The sequence below is a fragment of the Halomonas sp. DP8Y7-3 genome (assembly GCF_019801675.1).
Lineage (GTDB): Bacteria > Pseudomonadota > Gammaproteobacteria > Pseudomonadales > Halomonadaceae > Halomonas > Halomonas litopenaei_A.
On sequence record NZ_JAHVIO010000004.1, the window covers coordinates 215824 to 239778 of the forward strand.

The following is a 23955-nucleotide window of genomic DNA, read 5'->3' on the forward strand; positions in this document are numbered from 1 at the left end:
CACTCGTCCAAGGGGTAGAGGTCACTCATGCGTTCGCCACAGCTTCGTGACGCCACGTCGCCAACAGGCTGTGCGCTGACTGCCACCACCGCCCTGGCCCGGCTGCCGGCGCTGGCTCCCTGCCTGCCGGAGTTTTCTGATATCGTCCCCTGGCCACGCCGCCGCGGCTGTCGCGCGGACGCCGTGGTGGGTTGGGGGCAGCGCCCCACCACCGCCAGGGCCAGACAGTGGGCGCTACGCCACCAGTTGCCGTTCATTGCGCTCGAGGAAGGCTTCCTGCGTTCCTGGGGGCCCGCGGCAGAGGGATACGCCAGTCATTCACTGGTGGTCGATCACAGCGGCATCTACTACGACGCTTCGGCCCCCTCCGACCTGGAATCCCTGATCGAGCATGGCCGTATTTCACCCGAGGACGAGCTTCGCGCCAGCGGTTTGATCGCGCGCCTGCGCCACTCCCGCCTGTCCAAGGTCAACCACGCTCCGGACATACCGTTACCGGCGAGCCCTCGGCCACGCGTACTGGTGGTCGACCAGACCCGGAACGACGCCTCGATCGTCGGTGGCCTGGCCGACCGTCAACGTTTTCACCAGATGCTCGACCATGCACTGACCCGTCATCCCGATGCCGACATCCTGGTCAAGGTGCATCCCGAGGTCATCGCCGGGCGACGCCAGGGCCATCTGGAACACGCGGGCCGCCACCCTCGCTGCCAACTGCTGGCAGATGACATCAACCCCTGGGCGCTGTTCGATGCGGTGCAGGCCGTTCACGTCGTGACCAGCCAGCTTGGCTTCGAGGCCCTGCTGGCGGGGCTCCCCGTCACCTGCCACGGCCTCCCGTTCTACGCTGGCTGGGGTCTGACCACTGACCACCTCCGCTGTCCTCGCCGTCACCGTCGAGCCTCGCTGCCGCGTCTGTTCGCCGCCGCTTATCTGCATTACAGCCGCTACGCCAACCCCTATACCGGCGCCCCTTCCACCCTGGAGGACACCCTGGATCTGCTGGAAGACCAGCAACGTCACATCGACGCCGGCAGGGGGCATTGGCGATGCCACGGCCTGTCACGCTGGAAGCAGCGGTTCGTCGGGGATTTTCTGGGACCCAAGGCGTGTGTAAGTCATCACTCACAAGGACGCTTCGAGCCATCAGCGGTGGCCACCTCCACGGAGCGGCAGCTGCTATGGGGAAGCCAGATACCAGCAGCGACAGGGGTATCACGCATGGAAGATGGCTTTCTACGCTCCGTGGGGCTGGGCATCGATCTGGTCAGGCCGCTGTCGCTGGTCATCGATCGCTGTGGCATTCACTACGATCCTGGCCGCCCCAGCGAGCTGGAACGGCTGATCGCCCACGGCCGGTTCAGCCCCCGCGAACTCGCGCGGGCGGCCCGGCTGATCCAGCAGCTGCGACAGCACAAGCTGAGCAAGTACAACCCTCACCACGAGCCTTCCCGCTTGCCTGAACTGCCAGGTAATCGACCGCGCCTGCTGGTGGTGGGCCAGGTGGAAAGCGATGCCTCGGTGCGCCTGGGCGCCGGGCGAATCCGAACCAATGCGCAGCTTCTCAGGGAGGTCCGTCGGACCAGACCTGACGCCTTCATTGTCTATCGTCCCCACCCGGATGTGATGGCGGGTGTGCGGCAAGGAGCGCAGGTGTCCTCGGACGACTGGGACAGGCTGGTCGCCGACGTCGATATCACGACCCTGATCGACAGGGTCGATGAGGTCCATACCATGACCTCCCTGACCGGCTTTGAAGCGCTGATTCGTGAACGCCGGGTGGTCACCTATGGCATGCCGTTCTATGCGGGCTGGGGGCTGACCCAGGACCACGTACCGGCACCCGATCGTCGTGGCCGCAAGATCAGCCTGGAGCAGCTGGTGGTGGCCGCGTTGATTCGCTACCCCCGCTACGTCGACCCATGCAGTCGTCAGCTCATCAACGTCGAAACCGCCGTCCAGCTGTTGGCATCGGCACGCCAGAACCCGCCGGAACTCACCCTCTTTCAGCGCCTATATCGCCTGACCCGACGCTACCTGCATGGACCCTACTGAGAACTTGCGAGATGACCGAGCCCCTTCGTCTGATCCTCATCACCGGCGCCACCGGTGCCATCGGTAGCGCCCTGGCCGAACACTACGCGGCGCCAGGCCAGCACCTGCTGCTACACGGCCGGCGGCAGGACGTCCTGGACACACTGGCCACACGCTGCCGCGCCAAGGGGGCCAAGGTAAGCCTGTCCAGCGTTACCCTGGAAGATGATCAGGCCCGTCGCGCCTGGCTGGACAGCCTCAGCGCGACGCCAGATCTCGTGATAATGGCAGCCGGCATGAACACCGGCATCCGCGACGCTCGGCTCGATGAATGCACCGAGGCCGCTCGTCAGCTGATGGACATCAACCTGCGCGTGCCCATGGAAATGAGCCGCCAGCTCGCGACCGCCATGCGCCGCCGCGGTCACGGCCAGCTGGTCTTTGTCAGCTCCCTGGCCGCCTGGCATGGCCTGCCGTCCGTTCCCAGCTACAGCGCCAGCAAGGCGGCCATCAAGGCCTACGCCGAGGCGCTAAGGGCCCCCCTTGGCAATGACGGCGTCGGGGTCACCCTGGTCATGCCCGGGTACGTGGCGTCCGACATGGCGCGTGCCATGCCCGGCCCCAAACCCTTTATGTGGAGCGCGGAGCGCGCTGCAAAACGCATCGCCAAGGCAGTGGATGCCAATCGCCCCCGAGTCAGCTTTCCACTGCCGCTGTGCCTGGCAACCCAAGGTCTGACGCTGCTACCACCAGCGTGGGCCCAGCGCCTGCTGCAGCTTTTTGGCTATGGGATATCGCGCAAGTAATCCTCTGGTCATGACCTGCACGGCGCCTCACCCTGACGAGCAACGGCTCTACCCTCGCTCCCAGCGCCACGTTTTGTCACAACACCCATTTCCCTTTCTACGCCCACGTCCTTCCCTACACCCACTTCCTTCCCTGCACCCACGTCCTTCCCTGCTCCGGTCCCCTCACAAAGCCCCTGCTGACTTGCCGAGACAGCGATGGGTCATTTATTCAGCAAACACTCACCAACACCGTGCTCTTAATTACCCTTTTCTGCTTTTTTGAGCACTTTTTCGCCACCTAAAAGATGAAATAGCAAAAAAATGCAATCCTAATTCCATTTAGGCACAGTATATACATTTAGTTACTTTCTAATGCCTGATACTGGATAACAACTCATCCAACATGCGCATTTTCAGCTAAGAATCGGATGAAAAGGCTGATGTATTTCCCCTAATCAGCCGCCCAAAAGGTATTTCTATCCCGAAAAGGCATTTCCATGAAACCGACCCTACCTCACCACTCCCCCGTCGCCCCGGCACCCTCACTATTGGCTCGCTGCCTGTTCATCCCCAGCCTGGCACTCGGCCTTATGCCCGCTTCAGGGCTGGCCCAGACGCTTCCGACAACCGCAGCAGCAGGCACGCTCTACACGACCTTCGAGGGCCGCCCCCTCACCTTGCAGCACTTCCAGCAAACGGCTCCTGGCAGCCCGGACAACCGTGTGACGGCGGTGCTCAATGGTCGTCCCATTGACCTCCTGCTACCCCCCGGCACACCGCTTGCCGCCGTGAACACCACCACGCCGATATCCCTGCGTGCTGACGATGGCACGCTGCTGTTCAGCGGAACGATGAGCGAGCTAGATCGCGACGAGACCCTGGCACTAGCGTCCCGCCTGGGCATTCTCGACATCGATCAGAGCCTGTACGGTGCCCTCAAACAAGCCTTGGCACGCCACTTCCAGCCCGTCACCCAGCGCATCGACGCGCATATGCAACCGCGCGTTCAGCAAGCTCTGACAGGTCCGGGCATCAGCGTCTGGACGACCAGCGAGGTCGGCGATCTGGACGGGGAAACAGACCACACAGGATATTCGGGAGATACCAAGGCGGTGCTGGCAGGGGTGGACTACCGCCACCGGAACTGGCTCGTCGGCCTCGCCGCGGGCCACAGCGATATCGAACTACATGGCGACCATGGCGGCCGCACCGACCTGGGGGGAGAGCTGGTCATGCCCTATGCGGCGGTGGCCCTGCTCGATGACCGTCTGGTGCTGGATGCCACCCTGCTGTACCAGGACCTGGATGGAGAGGCACATCGGGACTATCTGGCCGCCCCCATCGACGTGGATGGACACCGCTGGGGAGGGCGAGCCTCGGGCACCTACTATCTACCGCGCTATCACCGGGTCGACACCGGCCTTACCCTGGGCGGCGCCTATCTTGAAGACGACCTGGACGGCGATTACCTGGGGCAGCGCACTGACTATGGCGAGGAGACCGGTGAGGTCTTTGCTGGTGCCAAGTTGAGCACCCGCTTCAGCGCGGGACGGGTCTATGGTCACCTGTTCTATCACTACGACCTATCCAGTGACGTGGACGACGACGCCGACCACCTGGATGGCAGCGATGACGACCGTTTCGTCCTGACCCTGGGGGGTGAACACCGCCTCGGCAAAGGCGTGGTCATGTCGCTGTCGGGACAGACCACGCTGGGCGCCAGCGACACCGAATACGACGTCATCAGTGCCTCACTGGCCTACACCTTCTGAAGCCGGCCGAACAGCGTGACTCAGTCCGCCAGTGCTGCGGCCAGGGCCTGTTCCCAGCGCCGGTCACGCTGGCCGCAGACGACGAAAAACGGATTGAGCAGTGACTCGCCACGATTGCAGCGCAGTGGCATCAACGTCTCGGCATCCAGCACCTCGCCTCCTGCGGCCGTGACCACGGCCTGGGCCGCGGCGGTGTCCCACTCGCAGGTGGGTGCCAGGCGGGGATAGAGGTCCGCCTTGCCCTCAGCCACCAGACACAGTTTCAGCGAGCTGCCCATGGACGTGCACTCGCTGGCGGGCAGGCCCGCACAGAAGGCCTCGAAGGCTTCAGCCCCATGGCGCCGGCTGCCGACCACCACCCACGGCGCTACCGCGGGGTCCGGCAAGTCACGCACTCGAATAGGCTGGCGCACGGGCGCCTGGCCGCTGGTGGCCTGCTCGGTGCGCCAGGCGCCGTGCTGGCGATCACCGAACCAGGTCACCCCCAGCACCGGCGCGTGCACCACCCCGAGCACCGGTACACCGTGCTCGATCAGCGCCACATTGAGGGTGAACTCGCCGTTGCGATTGACGAACTCCTTGGTCCCATCCAGCGGGTCCACCAGCCAGTAACAGTCCCAGCCCAGCCGCGTCTCGGTGGCGATCTCGCCGGATTCCTCGGACAGTACCGGCGTGCCGGGCGTCAGCTGTTCCAGCAGCGCCACCAGCGCGTGATGGGCGGCCAGGTCGGCCTCGGTCAGGGGACTGTTGTCATCCTTGTGCTCGACGTCGAAGTCACGCTGATAGATCTCGAGCACCAGGCGACCGGCGTCCTCGACACCCGCGACAAGGGCATCCTTGTGTTCACTACTCAGACTTACGGGCACGGAAGGCTCCTCATGGGCCACCGCGACCAAGCGGCAGGCCAGCAATTCAGCGGGGAAGATCATCTTCCCCGAAGGTTCAGGCAACACAGCTTACCCTGGCCCATGCCGCGTTGCAGGCCCAGAGCCACTCAGCCGCCGATAGGTGAGCGGATGGGCACGGCTCAGAGGTTAGTGTGACCAGGTCACACCACCGGCAACCACAGCCATAGCGCCAACAGTGCCGCCAGCAGCACGGGCGGGGTCATGACGATGCCGACCTTCATGTACTGCCCCCAGCTGATATGGGTGCCCTTGTCGGCCAGTACGTGCAGCCACAGCAGCGTCGCCAGGCTACCGATGGGGGTGAACTTGGGTCCGAGATCGTTGCCGATCACATTGGCGTAGACCATCAGCTCCCGGGTTAGATCGCTGACCTGGGCCTGGTCGATGGCCAGCGCTCCAACCAGGGTGGACGGCATGTTGTTCATGACTGAGGCCAGCAGCGCCGACGCCAGGCCGGTCCCCAGGGTGGCTACCAGGGTGCCCTGTTCACCCAGCCAGGTCAGCAGGGCGCTGGCATCTGCCGTCAGCCAGGCATTGCCGAGCCCGTAGACCACCAAGTACATGCCCACGGAGAACAGCACGATCTGCCAGGGCGCCCCCTTGAACACCTTGGGCAGGGAGATCACGCTACGCCCACCCTGGACCCAGCGCCCCGCCAGCGCCACCAGGATCAGCGCGGCGGAACCGGTCACCACCGCCACCGGCACGCCCAGCGGTGCGGTGACAAAGAAGGCCACCAGCAGCGCCGTCAGCACCGGAAAAGCGGCGCGAAACACCAGCGGGTCGCGAATCGCCTGACGCGGCTCTTCCAGCAAGGCCACGTCGTACTGCCCAGGAATGTCGCGACGAAACATCCAGCCCAGTACCACCAGGGTGGCCGCCAGCGACACCAGGTCCACCGGCACCATCACCATGGCGTAACGATTGAAGGAAATGTCGAAGTAGTTGGCGCTGACGATGTTGACCAGGTTGGAGATGATCAACGGCAGGCTGGTGGAGTCGGCGACAAAGCCCGTGGCGATGATGAAGGCCAATGACGCCTGGGGAGAAAACTTGAGGCGGACCAGAATCGCCATGACGATGGGCGTCAGCAGAAGCGCCGCACCATCGTTGGCAAAGAAGGCCGCGATGACCGCCCCCAGCAAGATAATCAGCGGAAACAGGCGACGGCCGTTGCCACCGCCCCAACGGGCCACGTGCAAAGCCGCCCAGGCAAAGAACCCGGCCTCATCCAGGATCAGCGAGATCAGGATCAGGGCGACAAAGGTGAAGGTCGCGTCCCACACGATATCCCATACCACCAGCACATCGGGCAGGTCGACGACGCCAGCCACCAGGGCAACCAGCGCGCCGCCGAGGGCGCTGGTACCGATGCCGAGCCCCTTCGGCTGCCAGATCACCAGCACCAGGGTCACCACAAAAATCGCAAAGGCCAACATGCTCGACTCCCTGTCAAAGACTGTCCTGATTGACCCGCGCCGACAGCGCTTCGGCGCTTTCCACTCGCTCGGAGTAGCGCTGGGTCAGGTAGCGCGCACGGTCGCGATTAAGCCAGGTGAACTTCACCAGCTCTTCGCAGACATCGACGATACGCAGATACAACGGTGACAGACGCATGCGGCCCGCCTCGTTGAATTCATTGAATGCCTTAGGCACCGAGGACTGATTAGGGATGGTCATCGTGCGCATCCAGCGTCCCAGAATGCGCATCTGGTTGACGCTATTGAAGCTCTGACTACCGCCACATACCTGCATCAACGCTAGAGTCTTGCCCTGGGTGGGACGTACCCCGCCCAGTGACAGCGGCAGCCAGTCGATCTGTGCCTTCATCACCGAGGTCATGGCGCCATGGCGTTCCGGACTGACCCACACCATGCCTTCGGCCCAGGTCGCCAGCTCACGCAGCTCGGCCACCTTGGGATGATCGGCCTCGGCGCCGTCAGGCAACGGCAGTCCTACCGGGGAAAACGTGCGCACCTCTGCGCCGAAAGCCGTCAGCAGCCGCGCCGCCTCCTCGGCGACCAGGCGCGAGTAGGAGCGCTCGCGCAGCGAGCCGTACAGCACCAGAATGCGCGGGGCATGGCGCGGAGCATCGGCGGGTACCAGGGCATCTACATCGATGGCCTGGAAGTGCTCGGGATCAATGTTCGGCAGATCATGCAACAAGGATGCTGCGGTCATGAGTTGCCCTCCTTGAGGGTCACGATATCGCCATCTTCCTTGGTGAAGGTGCCCCCCACCCGCGACAGCGGAGCCGCCAGCAGGTCAAGCACGCGCTCGGAGGGCCGGCACAAGGCGGTGCCCAGGTCGGTGACCACGATGGGCCGATTGATCAGGATGGGATGCGCCATCATGGCGTCGATCAATGCCTCGTCCGACAGGTGCGGCTGTTCAAGGCCCAGTTCTGCGTAGGGCGTCCCTTTCTGGCGCAGCAATGCCCTCGGCGTGATGCCCATGGCATCGATCAGCGCGACCAGGCGTTCGCGACTGGGGGGCGTCACCAGGTACTCGATGACCTCTGGGGTCTCGCCGGAGGCCTTGAGCATCGCCAGGGTATTACGTGACGTACCGCAGGCTGGGTTGTGATAGATCAGGGTCATGGTCGGGGTCGCTCCGTCAGGTGGGGTCGCTACAGCCAGGCGTCATCAGGTCGGCCAGCGGATGACACACCTCAGGACGTCCGGCGCAGCAATCGCGCACCAGGAAGTCGAGTGTCCTGGCCATGTGCGCCAGATCTGCCCGATAGACGATCGAGCGGCTTTCTCGGCGCTGGCTGACCAGCCCAGCGCGGCTGAGCACGCCAAGGTGGGCCGATAGGGTGTTGTGGGGCACCTCCAGCAAGCGCGCCAATTCCCCCGCCGGTAGGCCATTGGGCTCATGCCGCACCAGCAGGCGAAAGGCCGCCAGCCGAGTAGGCTGGGACAGCGCCGCGAAGGTATCGAGAGTCGGTTGAAAGTCTTTAGTGTCCATATGTCCGGAATTATGGACATATTGATCGATACGTCAACCCTGGAGTGACTAGTCTGGCGGCAACGGCATGGGGCAACGGCCTGGGGCAACGACATGGAGCAGCCGGTGATGGGAGCCCGGCCCAAGCCCCACGGACAGACTGATGACCGGTGATTCGCCGGTGCCCTTGCTGTCATAAAAACGGCGCGCCCTGGAGAGGACGCGCCGTTTTTGCATGGGGACGGGAAGAGACATGGGGGCAAGCCCCACCCTTTTACAGATAGTTGAACAACGACAGGTCACGAATGCCGATGAAAGCCTGCTGGGCGGCCTGCATGCCCACCTGGCGCAGACTGTACTCAGAGATCGCCTGGTTGTAGTCCAGGTCGACCAGGTCCGACATGGTCTGGGCGTAGTTGAGTTCACGGTTGCCGCTGACCGAGTCGATCACGTCCAGCTCATTGAGCCGTGCGCCGACCGAGGCGCGCTTGGTCAGCACGTTGTCGAGGCTGGCATCCAGCTCGCGCATGGCGCCGTTGAGGGTGTTCTCCAGCGTCGCTTGCTGGGCGGGTGTGTCCGCCGGCGCTTCGAGCACCGCCAACACCTTCTCGAAGGTGGTAAAGACGTTGGTGTTCATCTCGTCGGCGGGGCCGAACACGACGGTATCGCCTGCCACAGGCTCTCCTTCGAGCTCGAGGCGCAGGCCTCCCACCTCTACCGTGGTGCCATCGGCTGCAAAGGGCTGATCCTCGAACGCAGCGCCGGCGCTGACCCAGTTGCCGCTGCCATCATCGACCTCCACGCTGTAGGTGGGCGCATCCGCCGTGCCGCCGAACGCGACCCGGTAGCGCTCGCCATACCCCGCATCAGCGGTATCGACGACATCAGGCCCGGCAAAGGTCACGCTACCGGCATTGGTGCTGCCCTGCTCAGCCACGTAGCCCGCACCGCTGGGCACGCTGGTGAAGATGTCGGCACCGGTATCCCCCACCGGCATCTTGCGCGAGGCGTCGACCTGCTGCTTGCGCACCTGATCGGCGCCAGCGTACTCGATGCCACTGCCAGAGTCCTTGAACGGTTCGCTGCCATCGGCATAGCCACCGAACAGGTAGCGTCCATTGCCATCGGTCGCATTGGCCTGACCGATCATTGTCTCGTAGATACCGCGCAAGTCGCTGGCGATGGACTGACGGTCGGCATCGCTGAGGGTGCCGTTGGCCGCCTGAATCACCAAGGTCTTGGCACTGGCCAGCGCGTCGCTGACGCTATTGAGCACGCTTTCTTCCTGGGACAGCGCATTGCGTGCGCTGACCCTGGCATCGGTGTACTGCTGGGTCACCGCCTGGGCCTGGCTGACCGACACCGCGCGGGAGGCCGCCTGGGGATCATCCGACGGGTTGACCACTCGGCGCCCGGTCGCCAATTGCTGGCTCAGGTGCATAAAGTCGGACTGCTGACGGTTCAGTGAGCTGACGCTCTGGTCAAACATGGTAACGGTGCTGATACGCATGACCTGATGCTCCTTAGCCTCTCAGTCCAAGAATGGTGTCGACCACCGAGGTAGCGGTGTCGATGACCTTGGCATTCGCCTGGTAATACTGCTGATAGCGGATCAGATTGGCCGCCTCTTCATCCAGGTTGACCCCGGACTCGGACAGCTTGACCGCGCTGAGCTGCTCGGTCAGCCCCTGCTGCGCCGCCAGATTGACCTGCACCACATTGGTCCGGTTGCCCACGTCGCTGACCAGTGACGCGTAGGCCTGGCTGAGCGTCGCACTGCCACCGACAGTGAGCGCATCCTGCAGCCCCTGCATGGCCAGCGCATTTTCGTTGTCGCCGCTGGCTCCGGACAGGCCAGCCGCAATCTTGTCGGGATCGCTGATGGCGGTCTCGAATTCACCGGCAGCGCGACGCACCGGCTGAATCTCGAAACGGTCACCATCGGCCAGCGCCGTGGGATCGTCGATGGTGAGCGTCACGCCGCCAAAACTGAGGGTGTTCTCGACCGCATCGAAGGTCGTGGTGATCGTCTCTCCGGTATCGCTGCGGGTGACCTCGAAGGTCGGTGGTGTGGCCGCGGCATCGGTGACCCGCACCTGGTAGTCCGCCGCCTCAAGGTCTTCGATCTTATCGATGTTGAAGCTCGCGGTGACGGCGGCGGCGCCGCTGTTGGCGCCGCTGGCGAAGACCCGCGGTTCGCCGATGTCGAACATCGCGCCACCGCCATTACCCTCCAGATCGTAGCCATCAGCGTGCTGCTTGTTGAAGGCTACCGCCATGGATACCGCCAGCTGGCCGATCTGGTTCTGGGTGCGATCCAGCGTCTCGGAGCGGAACTCAATCAAGCCTCCCAGGGAGCCGCCCTGCAGACCGTCTTCATCCAGCACCTGCAGGCCACCCCCCGGATCCTGGTAGCCGACGACGATGCGCTGGGGGTCGCTGGGAGACGATACCGCCTTCAACTGATAGGACTGGGTGCCGGCCACCAGCGGCTGACCGCCAGGGAGATTGACGCGGTAGGAGGTACCGTCCTGGACCGTCAGTTCGACCCCGATACGCTCACTCATTTCCGTGACCAGCTGGTCGCGCTGGTTGAGCAAGGCATTGGGCGCTTCGCCGGTCTTGGCCCGCGCCAGGGCAATCTCGCGATTGAGGGAGGCCAGCGCCTCGCTCTGATTGTTGATCTGGGTGATCTCGTCGCGAATCTGGCCATTGATGCCGTCCTGCATATCCTGCAGGTAGCTGTCAAAGGCGCGGAACTGGGCACTCAGCGTATCCGCCGCTCCCAGCACGCCCTGACGGGCAGCAGGATCAGACGGTGCCGAGGCCAGGTCTTCCATCGAGGAGAAGAAGTTCTGCATCAACGGCGCCAGACCGGCGTCCTGGTCGGCCAGCAGACTGTCGATCTGGTTGACCTGGGTCTGGTAGGCATTCAACGCCGAGTAGGCGCTGATCGAGCCATTGAGCTGGTCCGCCACGTACTGGTTGAACTGGCGCTCGATGTCGTTGACCTGCACCCCCTGGGTACCGCCACTTCCCTCGCCCAACACCGTGATCTCGCGGTTGTAGCCGGGGGTGTAGACGTTACTGATATTGTTGCTGGTGGTGGACAGGGCATTCTGGGCAGCATTCAGACCGCTCAAGCCGATGGAGAACATGCTCATGGTGGAATTCCTTTCGCCGATAGAAGCGTTATCGGCCAAACCGCTTCAGGCTTGAGGCCGACAGCACCATTTCGTCCGTTGCTGTGCTGCGGGTCTAGAAGACGCGGGTAGGGTTCGTCGCAATATCCGCCCGTGCCAGCCAGTCTCCGCTGTCGCTTGCCTGGCTGACGCTTGCCTGACTATCCTGACTATCACTGGCCTGGCGGGTGCTCGCGTCAGCGCTGGCCCGCTCGACGGCGGCCACCTGGGTCGCCGCGGGAGCATCACTCAGCGGACCGAAGGTATGCATGACCGCAATCAGCTTGGCGGCATAGGCCGGGTCGGTGGCGTAGCCCCCCTGCTGCAGCGCGTGGGCGGCCGCTTCCGCATCGGGGGCCGTGGTCACAGCGGCGTAACGCGGGTTATCGCTGATCAAGCGGGCGTAGTCGGTAAAGGCTTCCTCGAAGGAGCCGTAGACACGGAAATCATCGCGAATGCGCAGGCGCTGCCCCTGCTCCACCTCGTGGGTGGTGATCCGGGTCGTGGGGCCCTCCCAGCGACTACCGGCCTTGATGCCGAACAGGTTGTGGCTGTTGCCGCCGTCGGCGGTGGCGATCTCATGACGCCCCCACCCGGTTTCCAGGGCCGCCTGCGCCAGAATCAACTCTGCCGGCACGCCTGAGGCCTGACTGGCCGCCTGGGCAGGCGCGGCCAGCTTGTCGAGGAAGGCCTGGACATGGGCCGGTGTGTCGCGTGCCTCGCGGCCACTGATCTGGGCATCCGCTGCCTGCCGATCCAGCCCCGCGGTAACGGCGCCCAGTTCATCCAGGAAGCTGGCGGGCATCTCGACCTCATCAGCGGCCGGAGCGTCGCTTCTTAATGCATTGGACAGCGGACGCGGGGTACCGCGCGGTATCCCGGCGATCAACGCCTCCACCTCCGAGCGCTGTTCTTCGCTGCTTGGCTGGGGCCCACGCAGCTGCTGCAGCAGCTGATCCGCCAGGCCGATGCCACGGCTGGCCATGGTCTGCGACCACTGCTGGTCGAGCAAGGACTGGTAATACTGGGTCTGGCGGGATTCAGTCAGGCCGCTGCTCGGCACCGCATCGCGCATGCTCTTCATCATCATGTTGATGAACATCGCCTCGAACTGGCGCGCCGCTTCAGCGGCGGCAGCCGGATCCTGCTGGCGCGCACTGGTCTTCAGTCGCGACAGTCCCTGCATGTCCAGCGCGAAGCCCGCTTGCCCCACACTGCCCGTAGCACGGCTGGCGCCTGCCAGCGCAGACCCGGACAGACCCAGCGGAAGGCTCGACGACAGATCGGATATGGCCATCAGATGATCTCCAGCTCCGCTCTGAGTGATCCTGCCGCCTTGAGCGCTTCCAGGATCGACATCAGGTCATTGGGGGTCGCACCCAGCGCATTCAGCGCGTCCACCACGTCCAGCAGACTCGCCCCCTCAACGATCTGCAGGGTGCCCTGCTCCTCGTTGATGGTGATGTCGGAGTCCGGCACGACCGCGGTATTGCCGGTCTCGCTGAAGGGCGTAGGCTGGCTGACGCCAAAGGCGGTATCGATGACGATCGACAGGTTGCCGTGGGCGACCGCTGCCCGCTTCAGGGTCACGCTGCCATTGAGCACGATGGAGCCGGTCCGCGAATTCAACACCACCCTGGCTCGGGCCGGCATTGGCGTCAGCTCCACACTCTCGACCCTGGCCATGAAGTTGACCCGGGAGTTGGCGTTGGTCGGCCCATTCAGCGCGATCACTCCGCCGTTGCGCGCTGACGCCACCGGGTAGTCGAACTCGTCATTGATGGCTTGCACCATGCGCTCGGCGGTGCCGAAGTCGGCCTGGTTGAGCTGCAGTTCGAGCACCCCGTCGCGGCTGCCCAGCGACAGCGGCACGGTCTGCTCGACCATCGCACCACCGGCGATACGACCCGCGGCCTGGTGGCTGATCTGCACACTGGAACCGGCGGACTGCGCGCCGGCGCCGTTGATCAGCAGATTGCCCTGGGCCAGCGCGTAGACGTCTCCATCGGCCCCCTTCAGCGGGGTCATCAGCAGGCTGCCGCCGCGCAGGCTCCGCGCATTACCGATCGACGAGACCACCACATCCAGGCGATGTCCCGGCTGAGCAAAGGGCGGCAGGTCGGCGGTCACCATCACCGCTGCCACGTTGCGCAACTGCATGTTGGTCCCCGGCGGCACCGTGATACCCAGCTGGGACAGCATGTTGTTGAGACTCTGGCCGGTGAACGGCGCCTGCATGGTCTGGTCGCCGGTGCCATCCAGCCCCACCACCAGGCCATACCCCACCAGCTGGTTGTCGCGCACACCGGCAAAGGTGGCCAGGTCGCGGACCTGCTCGGCGCGGGCCAGGGACGACCAGGCGCTCAGGCCGATCAGCAGCACCAGCATCAGACTGCCGAGGGTCAGGATGGGGCGACGGGAAACGGGATGTCTCATGATGCCAGGCCTAGAAGGGAGAAACGTTCAGGAAGAAGCGCTGCATCCAGCCCATGTGCTGGGCCTCGTTGATATAGCCATTGCCGACGTACTCGATACGGGCATCGGCCACCGCCGTGGAGGGCACGGTGTTCTGGGTGGTGATGAAGCGCGGATTGACGACGCCACCGAAGCGAATGAACTCGGTACCCTGGTTGATGGCGATCTGCTTCTCGCCGCGCACTCTCAGGTTGCCGTTGTTCATCACTTCGATCACCGATACGGTGATGGTGCCGGTAAAGGAGTTGTTGGCCTGGGAGCCGCCGCCGCCAGCAAAGTCCGAGTCACCGTCGATCTCGAAGCCATAGTCCAGCAGGTCTTCCAGGCCATCCGGCACCTGGGAGAAGGTCAGGCTGGAGCTGCCGTCACGATCAGCGTTGGAGCGAGAGTTCTTGCTGGCGCTGACCTCTTCATCCAGCACGATGGTCAGGATGTCGCCAACGCTGCGCGGACGACGATCCTCGAACAGCGGCTGGTAGCCTCGTGCCTTCTGGAAGATCGAGCCGTTGGCCACCGGCAACGGGCGGTCGGGGATCTCGATCTGCTCTTGCTCGCCGACCACCGAGGCATGAGGAATCTGGGCACAGCCCGATAGCGCCAGCACGGCCAGCGCCAGGGCCAGCATCAGCAGGCGCAGCGCTGGCCCCAGCACCGCATGAGAGCCCCCATCAACGCCAGTACGTGGCTGCCGCAGGGAAGAGTGAGTGTCAGCGTACATGGCCGGCTCCAGCGCTATCAGGGGACGTGATTCAGGGTGTCAGCACATCGATGGTCAGGGGCGTGTCAGTGACAGGCCGAGATCACAGCTGCGCCAGGCGCGCCAGCATCTCGTCGCTGGTCTGCACCGCCTTGGAATTGATCTCGTAGGCGCGCTGGGTCTCGATCATGCTGACCATCTCTTCCACCACGTTGACGTTGGACGTCTCGACGTAGCCCTGCAGCAAGCGACCGGCACCGTTCATGCCGGGCATCAGCTCATTGCGCGGCCCCGAGGAGCTGGTCTCCACGTACAGGTTGCCGCCGATGGACTGAAGCCCAGTGGCGTTGACGAAGGTCGAGATGGTGATCTGGCCGACCTCGTCGGACTCACTGGTGCCAGGCTGGGTCACCGAGACGATGCCGTCCTCGCCGATGTCCACGGACAGGGCGTTGTCAGGAATGATGATGGCCGGCTCCAGCGGATAGCCATTGGCGGTCACCATCTGGCCGTTCTCGTCGAGCTGGAAGCTGCCGTCGCGGGTAAAGGCGGTGGTGCCATCAGGCATCAGTACCTGGAAGAACCCCTTGCCGTTGATCGCCAGGTCCCGGGAGTTCTCGGTCGACTCCAGGCCACCCTGGGTATGCAGCCGTTCGGTAGCTACCGGGCGCACACCGGAACCGATCTGCATGCCGGACGGCAGGCGATCCTGGACGTTGTTCTGGGCCCCCGGCTGACGCATGTTCTGGTACAGCAGGTCCTCGAACACGGCGCGGGACTGCTTGAACCCGTTGGTCGAGACGTTGGCCAGGTTGTTGGAAATCACGTCCAGCTGGACCTGCTGCGATTCGAGTCCGGTCTTGGCCGTCCACAGCGACTTGATCATGGTGCTTCTCTCCTCGTGCCGGGCCTTGCCAGCGCCGGCCTGTATTCAGGGGCCGTGGTATCAGCCGTTCAGCGACAGCAGGCCGTTGGCCTTCTGGGCGTTTTCGTCAGCGCTCGAGATCATCTTGGTCTGCAGCTCATAGCGGCGCGCCACATCGATCATCGAGACCATGGCCTCCACCGGATTGACGTTGCTGCCTTCCAGGGCTCCGCTGACCACCGTGACCTGCTCCGCCGCCGGCAGCTCAGCCGGCTGGCCATTGGCGCCCATCGCACGAAACAGCCCGTCTGCGCCACGCTCCAGCTCGCCACGCTCCAGCTCGCCAGGCTCGGGAGCGACCAGCTTGAGTCGACCCACTTCCGCCAGGGCGTCCGGGTCCTGGCCCATGCCGATGGCACTCAGGGTGCCGTCGGCGCCGACAAACAGCTCGGCCTCCAGCGGGATCTGAATCGGGCCGCCCTCGCCGATCACCGGACGCCCCATCGACGTCAGCAGGCCATTGGCATCGACCTGCAGGTCTCCCCGACGGGTGTAGGCCTCGCCGCCATCATCACCTTGCACGGCCAGAAAGCCGTCACCGTCGATGGCCAGGTCCAGGGTGCGCCCTGTGCGGGTAATCGCGCCTGGCGTGAAGTCGGTGCCTGGCGTGGTGGCGGCGGTAGAGACCCGAGTGTCTAGACGCGCTTCGCCTTCCACCGGCACCGCGCGCATGGCATGCAGCTGGGCCCGAAACCCGGAGGTGGAGGCATTGGCCAGGTTGTGGCTGACCACCGACTGCTGTTCCATGGTCTGGCGGGCGCCACTCATGGCGGTATAGAGCATGCGATCCATCGGCTATCCCTCTGGGGCGTCTGGGAGGCCACTGCCTGCGGCAGCGGCCGGGGCGGTCATCATCAGCGCAGGTTGATGGCGGTCTGCAGCACTTCGTCCTGGGTCTTGATGGTCTGGGAGTTGGCCTGATACGCCCGCTGGGTGACGATCATGCTGACCAGCTCCTTGGCCATGTCGACGTTGGACGTTTCGATGGCGCCGGACTGGATGCCCCCCAGCAGGCCGGTGCCCGGTGCGCCTACCAGCTCCTGGCCAGAGGCGTCCGTCGCCGCCCAGGTGTTGTCACCGGCAGGGGACAGGCCTTCCGGATTACGGAAGTTGGCCAGAGCGATCTGACCGGCCGGACGGGTCTGCTCGTTGGAGTAGCTGCGCACCACGGTGCCGTCGTCCTGGATGCTGATACCGACCAGGGCGCCGGAGGTATAGCCGTTCTGGTTCAGTGCCGTGGTGCTGGCGCTGTTACCGAACTGGGTGGAGCCGGAGATATCGAAGTCGAGCTTCATTTCCGCAGCAGCACCATCAAAGTAGTCAGCGGCATCAAAAACCAAAGAAAAGCTTGCTGGGTCCGGCTCACTGAGCAAGCCGTTGGCGTCAAACTTCATATCTAGAGCCTTGGGATCGGCCCCATCCATCAGCACCTTGCCGTCCATCGCCATGGTGCCCGTCCAGGTATTCGGCCCGGTCTTCTCGTAGTAGACCGTCACGTTGCGCGGGTTGCCCAGCGAATCATAGGCGGTGAAGTTGTTGGAGTAGTGATACGCCACCGGCACGTTGGTGGCGCCACCAGACCCGGCCAGGGTCACGCTGTTGGTGTCGGCGCCCACTTCCTTGCGCGAGTCCAGATTGAAGGTGGTGGCCACCTCGGTGGTGGCGCTGGCCGGCATCTCGTCGGCCTCGATCTGCAGTACTTCGGGCTGTCCACCGACCTGCACCTGACCGGCAGCGTTGACGCCGTAGCCCATGATGCGGGCGCCCTGGGCATTTTGCAGGTAACCATCCGGGGTCATCGTCAGCTGGCCATTGCGGCTGTACACCACCTGACCGTTCTGCTCCATGCGAAAGAAGCCATCGCCGCTGATGCCCAGGTCCAGAGGACGATTGGTGGATTCCAGGTTGCCGCCGCTGAAGTCCTGCAGCACCGTGGAGACCTTGGTGCCCAGGCCGATCTGGGAATTGGCGAAGACGTCGGCGAACTGGGCGCTGCCGCTCTTGTAGCCCACGGTCTGCGAGTTGGCGATGTTGTTGCCCAGCACATCCAGGCTGTCGGCGGCGGCATTCAGGCCGCTAAGCGCTTGTGAAAAGCCCATGTCACACTCCTTAGATAGTTCCCTGCGTCGATGATTCGACGATCATGTTCTCGACCTTCAGCGGCGCACGGCAGCCTCGTCGGCACAGCCTGGACGTCGCCAGCGACCTCTCGACTCGCCCTACAGAATCTGGCGAATATCATTGAGCGCCACCTGGCCGTAGACCGCGCCAAGGTCGAGCATGACCTGGCCGCTGTCCGTGGCCGGGGACACACCCCCCACCTGGGCATAGTTCAAGGCGGTGACCGACAGCGCCTCACCCTCGACACCGGTGGCATCGATGCTGACGCGATAGGCACCTTCAGGGGCGGCCACACCGTCCGCGGTCATGCCATCCCACTGGAACGACTCGCTCCCCGCCGATGCCGGGCCCAGGTTGTAGCTGTTGATGACTTCACCGGACTCGTTGGTGATGGTCACCTTGACCTCGGCAGCGGGACTATCCAGCTCGACACCAAAGGGCGTGGATACCGGTGTGCCGTCGTCGTTGTGGGCCATGACGATGCGATCTCCGGGCACCAGCACGCCCTTGCCGATCAGCGAGGTCGCCTGCAGCGCCTGGCCGGCATTGATCTGGCCGGTGATCGACGACATGGTCTCGTTGAGATCCTCGATGCCGGATACGGTATTGATCTGGGCCAGCTGCGAGGTCATCTCGCTGTTATCCATGGGGTTGAGCGGATCCTGGTTCTGCAGCTGCGTCACCAGCATCGTCATGAAGTTGTCGCCGAGCTCATCGGAGGCCTGCTTGGAGCTGGCCTGAGCGGTCGCGGCATTGACGGCGTTATAGACGCTGGGATCAATGGTAGTGGCCATCGGCTCAGCCCTCGCCCAGGGTCAGCGTCTTGAGCATCAGCTGCTTGCTGGTGTTCATGACCTCGACGTTGGCTTGATAGGAGCGGGAGGCGGAGATCATGTTGACCATCTCGCCCACCGGGTCGACGTTGGGCATCGACACGTAGCCGGCATCGTCCGCCAGCGGGTGCTCGGGGCGGTACTCCTGACGCAGCGGAGAGGGATCCTCGACCACCTCGCGCACCGCCACACCGCCGATGCCGTCGCTGGCGGCGCGCGATTCAAACACCGCCTGACGCGCTCGGTAGGCCTCGCCGTCGGGGCCGGACACGCTGTCGGCGTTGGCCATATTGCTGGCGGTGACGTTCATGCGCTGAGCCTGGGCGCTCATCGCCGAGGCGGAAATATCAAAGATCGAGAACATCGACATGGAGCGCTCTCCCTGCGTGGAATAAATGGTGGCCTGGGCTTATTGCTCTGGCTGCATGGCCTGCTTGAGGCCCTGGATGCGGCTGTTGAGGATGGTCAGCGCAGCCTGATAGCGCACCGAGTTGTCGGTAAACGCCGCCCGCTCACGATCCATGTCCACGGTGTTGCCATCGAGGCTTGCCTGTTCCGGCACGCGATACTTGAGTTCACTGCCGCCCAGGGACAGCGCGCTGCCGTGCCCCGACAGGTGATGGCCAGAGGTCCGCGACAGCGCCAGCCCCGGCTGGGACATGCCGCGGGTAGCGGATTCCAGCGCCTGGGCGAAATCCATGTCGCGGGCCTTGTAGCCAGGGGTATCCGCATTGGCGATATTGCTGGCCAGCACCTTCTGGCGCTCCTGTCGCAGCGACAAGGCCTGCTGATGAAAGGCCAGAGAGGCTTCGAGCTGATCGATCATCCCAGTGCGCTCCGTAGGCAGGGAACAAAGACAAAGGTTTCGACGATGAAGAATACCCAGCCCGGTGTCAGCACAAAGCCGTGAACAGCCGTCATAAGCGTGCCCATTTCGATCCATACCGGCGCCGCGCCAAGGCTAGACTGGTGTGCCATACGCCATCCCAGGCCATGTTTTCGGCGACAGGTACCCGCCATGCCACAGCGTTCGCAGCGCCTAAAGACCATTTCCTTGCTGGACCCGCAGCGACGCTCAAGCCTTGCGCCACTGGCGCGACTGCTACTGGTCATTTTCCTGCCGGCCACCTCCCTGCTGACCATTGCCTGCACAGCACAGGCCGCGGATGAACCGCAGCACACCGCGTTGCTTGATCGGGTCGAGGGGTTTCTGTTCGAACAGGCGCTGGCCGACGGCGCCTCGCCACAAGACCTGCAGATCGAGGTCTTTGCACCGGCGGCAGACCTGACGGACTGCCAGGCAGCAGAGCCCTTTCTGCCTCGCGCTGATACGCGCCTGGTCGGACGGGTCTCGGTCGGGCTGCGCTGCGCCGGGGAGTCGCACCGCACGCGCTATCTGCAGGCTGACATCACCCGCATGGGCTGGCAGCTGGTGGCGGCTCGCGATATTGCTCCCGGGGAACGTCTGAGCGACGACATGCTGAGCCGTGAGCGGGTCGACCTGGCCCGGCTGTCCTCCCAGGCATTGAGCGACCCTGCCAGCGCCATCGGCCAGGTCGCCCGGCGCGGCATCCGACAGGGGCAGGCCCTGGCCAGCCACCAGCTCAGCGCTCCGAAACTCGTCAGACGAGGCGAACAGGTCGCGGTGGAAGCCAGCGGACGCGGCTTTCGCATTAGCCGCCAAGGCGAAGCCCTGGAGGCTGGAGGAATGGGGGACAGGGTGCGCGTCAGAGTGGATCGGCGCCAGGTGCTCGAGGCCAGGGTGGTCGATCGCGGACGCTTGGCCGTGGCCTTCTAGCCGCTTGCCTTCATGCTTGCAGCGCCCACCACTGGTCATCCAGACCCTGCTGGCCTAAAGTTTGGCGCAGCGCTGCCGATACCCTTTCTAGTTACCGAGTCAGGCACGACAGCCGCGCCTGCTTCTAGCGCCAATCTTGTGAGGCCATGCCCGTGAAAATCGATTCGCAACAGCCGCTGACCCGCCCCGCCCAGAGCGAAGGGCCTCAGCAGAGCGAAAAACCGACGCCCGCTGGCACCTCGTCATCGGCGGAAGCCGGCGCCCAGACCCACCTCAGCCGTCCGGCGGCCGATGCCAGCCAGGACATCGACATGGCACGGGTAGAAGAGATTCGCGACGCCATTCGTGAAGGTCGCCTGGAGATCAATCCGGAGCGGATCGCCGACGGGCTGATCGACAGTATTCGCAGCATGCTGGACGAGCCGGCGGCCGGCAACGGACGCGATCCGTCATGAGCCTCACCCGCCTGCTGGATCAGCAACACATCCGCCTGAGCGATCTGCTGGGACTGCTGCAGCAGGAGCAGGAGTGCCTGGTGCAAGGCCAGGTCGACACCGAGGCCCTGGTAGGCTTGGCCACGCGCAAGTCGGAGATTCAGCAGCAACTTGCCGAGACCGAGGCGCGACGTCGCCAGGTGCAGTGCCGCCTGGGCTACGCCGACGACCGCGAGGGAGCGCGCCAGGCCGCCATGGATGCAGGTTGTATCGCGCAGTGGGACTCCACCATGGCGATGGCCAGGGACGTCTCCCGCGCCAACCTGCGCTGCGGGGAATTGCTCGGCCTGCGTATGCAGCACAACCAACAGATGCTCGACGAAATTCACCGCATCGCCAACGCCAGCGTCTATCGGCCAGACGGGCGTACCCGCCTGCAACCCTCGCGCCTGAACGTCTCGGCCTGAGCCGCGGCAATCCTTAGCCAGCCACTGCAGTTTTCCACACGTCAGTGACTCACACCGCGGTTACCCATACTGCTGTTACCCACACTGCGGCTGCCCAGCCAGCGCCGACAGCCGGGCAGTGGCCATGTGACTTATATGACTCATTTGATTCATTTCACTACAGCGGTGCCGCCGGCCTCGCTCCCGCCGCCACCCATGCCAGCAAGGCGTGAGCTTCCAGCGGCGCCCCCAGCAAATGCCCCTGAGCCCGCATCAGCCCCAGCGCTCGTACCGTTTCGAGCTGGCTGGCGGTTTCTACTCCAACGGCCACCGCGGTGAACTCCAGGGTCTCGAAGCAGCGAATCAGCGCCGCGACGCTCTGGCGTGCACTCGATGAGGGTTCGGCCAGCGCGCGCAGGGTATCGGGCCCCAGCTTGCCGAGGGAGACCGGCAGCGAGGCCATGCCGAACAGGTCGACCGGGGACTGGCCCAGCCGGTCCACCCCCAGTCGTATGCCCAGCGCCACCAGCCGCCGCAGCAGGTGAGACTGGCGGTAGCCCACCTCGAACAGACCGGTGCCATCGACCTCCAGGCTCAGCCAGTCAAGACGCTCGTCGCCACCACTGTCTGCACTGCACAGCTGACGGAGATACAGGTCCAGCGCCCGGCCATCAAAGCTGACCTGATCGAGCAGGCAGGGATGAATGTTCACCGCCACATCCCAGTCCCCCAGCACCAGCCCTGCTTCGCGCCAACGCCGGCGCTGGGCCATGACCTCTTTCAACACCCAGCGGTCCAGCCGATCGATCAGCTGCATCTCCGCCGCCAGCCCCAGAAACTCCTCCGGGGCGATATCCCCGCGGCGGGGATGGCGCCAGCGCACTAGCGCCTCGAGCCCGCAGCAATGTCGCGAGGACAGATCGAACTGGGGTTGAAACACCAGATACAGCTGCTGGTCGGGAAACATCAGCGCTTCCTGCAGCTCCTGACGGAAGCACTGCTGGATTTCCATCAACTGCTGAAGGCTGCCGTCATAGAAGGCAAAGCTGCCCAACGGCGCCTCTTCCAGCGCCTTTTCCGCATGGGCCAGCAGCTCGCCCGCCTCTTCTCCATCCTCAGGGCATAGCGCAATACCGATGCGCGGCTCGATCAGCGCAGGCGAGTAGCCGGACAGGGTAAACGGGGGTTCCAGCGCCTCCAGGCAGCGATCGGCGATCACCTGGAGGGTCTCAGGGGACATCGGATGCTCCAGCAGGATGCCCCAGCGCTCCCGGTCGAGCTGCACCACACTGTCTTCGCGTCGCAGGGTGTTGACCAGGCGGCGGCCGGCGCGGCGTGACACACGTGACGCCACCTCGGCGCCATGCTCCACCATCAAACGTGAAATACCATGCAGCTCGACCAGCATGACCCCAAGGCGCTGGCCCAGCCGGTCGGCACGTTCGAAGGCGTGGGACAAACGATCTTCGAAGATCCAGGCGCTGGCCACGCTGCCGATATCCGCATGGCGGCGCTCGAGCACCGACTCGGCGTCAGCGTTGAGGTCGATAAAGGTGACCAGCCACATTAGCGGCTCTGCCAACGAGTCTGCCTCGCCCGCGTCGCGATCGAAGGAAACACAGGACATCAGGCCCAGGCGAGCATTGGCGCTGTCATCTACCAGCAGCCAGGCCTGCTGCCATTCCTCACCGGGTGACAGGGTGTGATAGCTGCCACGCTCTCCCAGCAGGTTGACGAAGGGGCGAAACAACTCGTTGAGATTACGCCCGATCAGCTCTCCGCCGGTGGGGCATGCCAGCACCGTCAGGGCCGTGTTGACCCACACCAGCCTGTCGTTGGCATCAATCAGTGCCATACCGACCGGCGCCCGGTCCAATACCAGCCCCGCCACCACCGACGGGTGGCGCGTCACAGTGCCGCCGCCACCTGCCTGCGACAGCGACCTTGGGCCCATGTCTCCTCGTCGATCCTTAGCCATGTGCCCTGCCCAGAAAAAGGTAAGCGGTGCGCATTACCTAATATAGCCATTATCGGCTGGCAAAGTGCACTCTTTAGCCCTCGGACGGGCAGTTTTTGCACGATTATTCGGCAAAAAGAGACGCTGTAGAGGAGAAGCGGTGAGATCACACTTGCAAGCTGTGCATGAAGAAGGACGTGACGCCCTATCGATGCATGCGCCTAATGGAGTAGGCCCAAGATCATGATCCCCAGAAGGCCATGTCTGCCAACGGCTGGCACCAGGCATGATGACTGGCCGGCACCTTATCACCGTGAGCCTTCTAGCGAAGGAGCAGGTCAGGAGACGGGTAGTGTCGAGTCGTCATACATCGGAGCATGAAGCAGCTCAACGGCAACGTCAGGTCACACTGGACAACATCGCCAGCGTATATGCCCTCTGCTGTGCCACCGCATCATCAAGGATAGCCAGTAGCCTGTCGTAATCCTCCGGCATTTTATCCTCCATGCAAGCAGCCTCAAAACGATCAAGGGTGTGCTGGGTATCATTGATGACAGATTGAAGCTCATCGATTACCCGCTGATGCTCATCCACCGTCATACCACCTCCAAAAGAAAGAAACCGGCCCCACCATGG

General features: G+C 64.0%; 25 protein-coding genes. 6 read left to right on the forward strand and 19 right to left on the reverse strand.

Annotation, left to right across the window (positions count from 1 at the left end):
- Positions 1-27 precede the first annotated feature (27 nt).
- The 3 genes from KUV86_RS06115 to KUV86_RS06125 all read left to right on the forward strand — a co-directional run bounded on the left by KUV86_RS06115 (position 28) and on the right by KUV86_RS06125 (position 4594).
- Positions 28-2055 carry a capsular polysaccharide biosynthesis protein gene (locus KUV86_RS06115; RefSeq protein ID WP_222484099.1) on the forward strand — a complete coding sequence of 676 codons (2028 nt, stop codon included), beginning with the start codon at positions 28-30 and terminating at the stop codon, positions 2053-2055.
- Positions 2056-2066: 11 nt separating this feature from the next.
- Positions 2067-2840 (forward strand): SDR family NAD(P)-dependent oxidoreductase, encoded by a 774-nt coding sequence (locus KUV86_RS06120; protein ID WP_222484100.1) that lies wholly within the window; start codon positions 2067-2069, stop codon positions 2838-2840.
- A 479-nt stretch (positions 2841-3319) separates the two neighbouring features.
- Positions 3320-4594: an autotransporter outer membrane beta-barrel domain-containing protein gene (locus KUV86_RS06125; protein ID WP_222484101.1), complete on the forward strand. Its 1275-nt coding sequence runs from the start codon at positions 3320-3322 to the stop codon at positions 4592-4594.
- 20 nt (positions 4595-4614) lie between these two features.
- On the opposite strand, the gene cysQ is transcribed toward KUV86_RS06125, so the two are convergent.
- The 17 genes from cysQ to KUV86_RS06210 form a co-directional block, all read right to left on the reverse strand.
- Positions 4615-5460, reverse strand: coding sequence for a 3'(2'),5'-bisphosphate nucleotidase CysQ (cysQ, locus tag KUV86_RS06130; protein WP_315900965.1), 846 nt, complete (start codon positions 5458-5460; stop codon positions 4615-4617).
- 182 nt (positions 5461-5642) lie between these two features.
- On the reverse strand, positions 5643-6941 hold the full coding sequence (locus KUV86_RS06135; protein WP_222162362.1) for an arsenic transporter: 1299 nt from the start codon (positions 6939-6941) through the stop codon (positions 5643-5645).
- Positions 6942-6954: 13 nt separating this feature from the next.
- Complete coding sequence (gene arsH, locus KUV86_RS06140; RefSeq protein WP_222484103.1) at positions 6955-7683, reverse strand: arsenical resistance protein ArsH; 729 nt, start codon at positions 7681-7683, stop codon at positions 6955-6957.
- Entirely contained in the window at positions 7680-8102 is a 423-nt protein-coding gene (arsC, locus tag KUV86_RS06145; RefSeq protein WP_206941850.1) for an arsenate reductase (glutaredoxin), read from the reverse strand. Before arsC ends, arsH begins: the two co-directional genes overlap by 4 nt.
- Before the next feature lie 16 nt (positions 8103-8118).
- Positions 8119-8472, reverse strand: coding sequence for an ArsR/SmtB family transcription factor (locus KUV86_RS06150; RefSeq protein ID WP_206941852.1), 354 nt, complete (start codon positions 8470-8472; stop codon positions 8119-8121).
- 253 nt (positions 8473-8725) lie between these two features.
- Entirely contained in the window at positions 8726-9961 is a 1236-nt protein-coding gene (gene flgL, locus KUV86_RS06155) for a flagellar hook-associated protein FlgL (protein ID WP_222484104.1), read from the reverse strand.
- Positions 9962-9974: 13 nt separating this feature from the next.
- On the reverse strand, positions 9975-11615 hold the full coding sequence (flgK, locus tag KUV86_RS06160; protein WP_222484106.1) for a flagellar hook-associated protein FlgK: 1641 nt from the start codon (positions 11613-11615) through the stop codon (positions 9975-9977).
- A gap of 94 nt (positions 11616-11709) precedes the next feature.
- Positions 11710-12930 carry a flagellar assembly peptidoglycan hydrolase FlgJ gene (gene flgJ, locus KUV86_RS06165; protein WP_222484107.1) on the reverse strand — a complete coding sequence of 407 codons (1221 nt, stop codon included), beginning with the start codon at positions 12928-12930 and terminating at the stop codon, positions 11710-11712.
- Entirely contained in the window at positions 12930-14069 is a 1140-nt protein-coding gene (locus KUV86_RS06170) for a flagellar basal body P-ring protein FlgI (RefSeq protein ID WP_261315742.1), read from the reverse strand. Before KUV86_RS06170 ends, flgJ begins: the two co-directional genes overlap by 1 nt.
- A gap of 10 nt (positions 14070-14079) precedes the next feature.
- Complete coding sequence (locus tag KUV86_RS06175; RefSeq protein ID WP_224851953.1) at positions 14080-14733, reverse strand: flagellar basal body L-ring protein FlgH; 654 nt, start codon at positions 14731-14733, stop codon at positions 14080-14082.
- 175 nt (positions 14734-14908) lie between these two features.
- Positions 14909-15691 carry a flagellar basal-body rod protein FlgG gene (gene flgG / locus KUV86_RS06180; protein ID WP_206941865.1) on the reverse strand — a complete coding sequence of 261 codons (783 nt, stop codon included), beginning with the start codon at positions 15689-15691 and terminating at the stop codon, positions 14909-14911.
- 60 nt (positions 15692-15751) lie between these two features.
- Entirely contained in the window at positions 15752-16522 is a 771-nt protein-coding gene (gene flgF / locus KUV86_RS06185; RefSeq protein WP_222484109.1) for a flagellar basal-body rod protein FlgF, read from the reverse strand.
- A 62-nt stretch (positions 16523-16584) separates the two neighbouring features.
- The gene (gene flgE / locus KUV86_RS06190) at positions 16585-17829 is read right to left on the reverse strand and encodes a flagellar hook protein FlgE (protein WP_222484110.1); all 1245 of its coding nucleotides are present in this window, start codon (positions 17827-17829) and stop codon (positions 16585-16587) included.
- A 120-nt stretch (positions 17830-17949) separates the two neighbouring features.
- On the reverse strand, positions 17950-18645 hold the full coding sequence (gene flgD / locus KUV86_RS06195; protein ID WP_222237835.1) for a flagellar hook assembly protein FlgD: 696 nt from the start codon (positions 18643-18645) through the stop codon (positions 17950-17952).
- A gap of 4 nt (positions 18646-18649) precedes the next feature.
- Entirely contained in the window at positions 18650-19054 is a 405-nt protein-coding gene (gene flgC / locus KUV86_RS06200; RefSeq protein WP_222484111.1) for a flagellar basal body rod protein FlgC, read from the reverse strand.
- Positions 19055-19093: 39 nt separating this feature from the next.
- Positions 19094-19510: a flagellar basal body rod protein FlgB gene (gene flgB / locus KUV86_RS06205; RefSeq protein ID WP_206941875.1), complete on the reverse strand. Its 417-nt coding sequence runs from the start codon at positions 19508-19510 to the stop codon at positions 19094-19096.
- The gene (locus tag KUV86_RS06210; protein ID WP_206941877.1) at positions 19507-19662 is read right to left on the reverse strand and encodes a hypothetical protein; all 156 of its coding nucleotides are present in this window, start codon (positions 19660-19662) and stop codon (positions 19507-19509) included. The genes flgB and KUV86_RS06210 overlap by 4 nt, the downstream gene beginning before the upstream one ends.
- Positions 19663-19702: 40 nt before the next feature.
- Here KUV86_RS06210 and flgA point away from each other — a divergent pair, with 40 nt between their 5' ends.
- From flgA to KUV86_RS06225, 3 genes are all read left to right on the forward strand, one after another.
- Complete coding sequence (gene flgA, locus KUV86_RS06215; protein WP_222484112.1) at positions 19703-20482, forward strand: flagellar basal body P-ring formation chaperone FlgA; 780 nt, start codon at positions 19703-19705, stop codon at positions 20480-20482.
- A 152-nt stretch (positions 20483-20634) separates the two neighbouring features.
- Positions 20635-20937 carry a flagellar biosynthesis anti-sigma factor FlgM gene (gene flgM / locus KUV86_RS06220; RefSeq protein ID WP_206941881.1) on the forward strand — a complete coding sequence of 101 codons (303 nt, stop codon included), beginning with the start codon at positions 20635-20637 and terminating at the stop codon, positions 20935-20937.
- Positions 20934-21383, forward strand: coding sequence for a flagella synthesis protein FlgN (locus KUV86_RS06225; protein WP_206941883.1), 450 nt, complete (start codon positions 20934-20936; stop codon positions 21381-21383). Before flgM ends, KUV86_RS06225 begins: the two co-directional genes overlap by 4 nt.
- Before the next feature lie 157 nt (positions 21384-21540).
- Here the strand turns inward: KUV86_RS06225 and KUV86_RS06230 are convergent, their stop codons facing one another.
- A complete protein-coding gene (locus KUV86_RS06230; RefSeq protein WP_222484114.1) occupies positions 21541-23316 on the reverse strand; it encodes an EAL domain-containing protein in 1776 nt (591 codons plus the stop codon).
- A gap of 402 nt (positions 23317-23718) precedes the next feature.
- Positions 23719-23919, reverse strand: a complete 201-nt coding sequence (locus KUV86_RS06235) for a hypothetical protein (RefSeq protein WP_222484115.1) — start codon at positions 23917-23919, stop codon at positions 23719-23721.
- Between the last annotated feature and the right edge of the window lie 36 nt (positions 23920-23955).

What these genes read in the sequence shown, in the direction of transcription:
- KUV86_RS06120 (WP_222484100.1), top strand. Translation starts at nt 2,067, where the DNA reads ATGACCGAGCCCCTTCGTCTGATCCTCATCACCGGCGCCACCGGTGCC.
- flgD (WP_222237835.1), bottom strand. Translation starts at nt 18,645, where the DNA reads ATGGCCACTACCATTGATCCCAGCGTCTATAACGCCGTCAATGCCGCG.
- flgC (WP_222484111.1), bottom strand. Translation starts at nt 19,054, where the DNA reads ATGTCGATGTTCTCGATCTTTGATATTTCCGCCTCGGCGATGAGCGCC.
- KUV86_RS06210 (WP_206941877.1), bottom strand. Translation starts at nt 19,662, where the DNA reads ATGGCACACCAGTCTAGCCTTGGCGCGGCGCCGGTATGGATCGAAATG.
- flgB (WP_206941875.1), bottom strand. Translation starts at nt 19,510, where the DNA reads ATGATCGATCAGCTCGAAGCCTCTCTGGCCTTTCATCAGCAGGCCTTG.
- KUV86_RS06235 (WP_222484115.1), bottom strand. Translation starts at nt 23,919, where the DNA reads ATGACGGTGGATGAGCATCAGCGGGTAATCGATGAGCTTCAATCTGTC.
- KUV86_RS06170 (WP_261315742.1), bottom strand. Translation starts at nt 14,069, where the DNA reads ATGAGACATCCCGTTTCCCGTCGCCCCATCCTGACCCTCGGCAGTCTG.
- flgG (WP_206941865.1), bottom strand. Translation starts at nt 15,691, where the DNA reads ATGATCAAGTCGCTGTGGACGGCCAAGACCGGACTCGAATCGCAGCAG.
- arsC (WP_206941850.1), bottom strand. Translation starts at nt 8,102, where the DNA reads ATGACCCTGATCTATCACAACCCAGCCTGCGGTACGTCACGTAATACC.
- flgL (WP_222484104.1), bottom strand. Translation starts at nt 9,961, where the DNA reads ATGCGTATCAGCACCGTTACCATGTTTGACCAGAGCGTCAGCTCACTG.
- flgJ (WP_222484107.1), bottom strand. Translation starts at nt 12,930, where the DNA reads ATGGCCATATCCGATCTGTCGTCGAGCCTTCCGCTGGGTCTGTCCGGG.
- arsH (WP_222484103.1), bottom strand. Translation starts at nt 7,683, where the DNA reads ATGACCGCAGCATCCTTGTTGCATGATCTGCCGAACATTGATCCCGAG.
- KUV86_RS06115 (WP_222484099.1), top strand. Translation starts at nt 28, where the DNA reads ATGCGTTCGCCACAGCTTCGTGACGCCACGTCGCCAACAGGCTGTGCG.
- KUV86_RS06230 (WP_222484114.1), bottom strand. Translation starts at nt 23,316, where the DNA reads ATGGGCCCAAGGTCGCTGTCGCAGGCAGGTGGCGGCGGCACTGTGACG.
- KUV86_RS06225 (WP_206941883.1), top strand. Translation starts at nt 20,934, where the DNA reads ATGAGCCTCACCCGCCTGCTGGATCAGCAACACATCCGCCTGAGCGAT.
- flgA (WP_222484112.1), top strand. Translation starts at nt 19,703, where the DNA reads ATGCCACAGCGTTCGCAGCGCCTAAAGACCATTTCCTTGCTGGACCCG.
- KUV86_RS06125 (WP_222484101.1), top strand. Translation starts at nt 3,320, where the DNA reads ATGAAACCGACCCTACCTCACCACTCCCCCGTCGCCCCGGCACCCTCA.
- flgK (WP_222484106.1), bottom strand. Translation starts at nt 11,615, where the DNA reads ATGAGCATGTTCTCCATCGGCTTGAGCGGTCTGAATGCTGCCCAGAAT.
- flgF (WP_222484109.1), bottom strand. Translation starts at nt 16,522, where the DNA reads ATGGATCGCATGCTCTATACCGCCATGAGTGGCGCCCGCCAGACCATG.
- flgE (WP_222484110.1), bottom strand. Translation starts at nt 17,829, where the DNA reads ATGGGCTTTTCACAAGCGCTTAGCGGCCTGAATGCCGCCGCCGACAGC.
- KUV86_RS06150 (WP_206941852.1), bottom strand. Translation starts at nt 8,472, where the DNA reads ATGGACACTAAAGACTTTCAACCGACTCTCGATACCTTCGCGGCGCTG.
- KUV86_RS06135 (WP_222162362.1), bottom strand. Translation starts at nt 6,941, where the DNA reads ATGTTGGCCTTTGCGATTTTTGTGGTGACCCTGGTGCTGGTGATCTGG.
- KUV86_RS06175 (WP_224851953.1), bottom strand. Translation starts at nt 14,733, where the DNA reads ATGCTGGCCCTGGCGCTGGCCGTGCTGGCGCTATCGGGCTGTGCCCAG.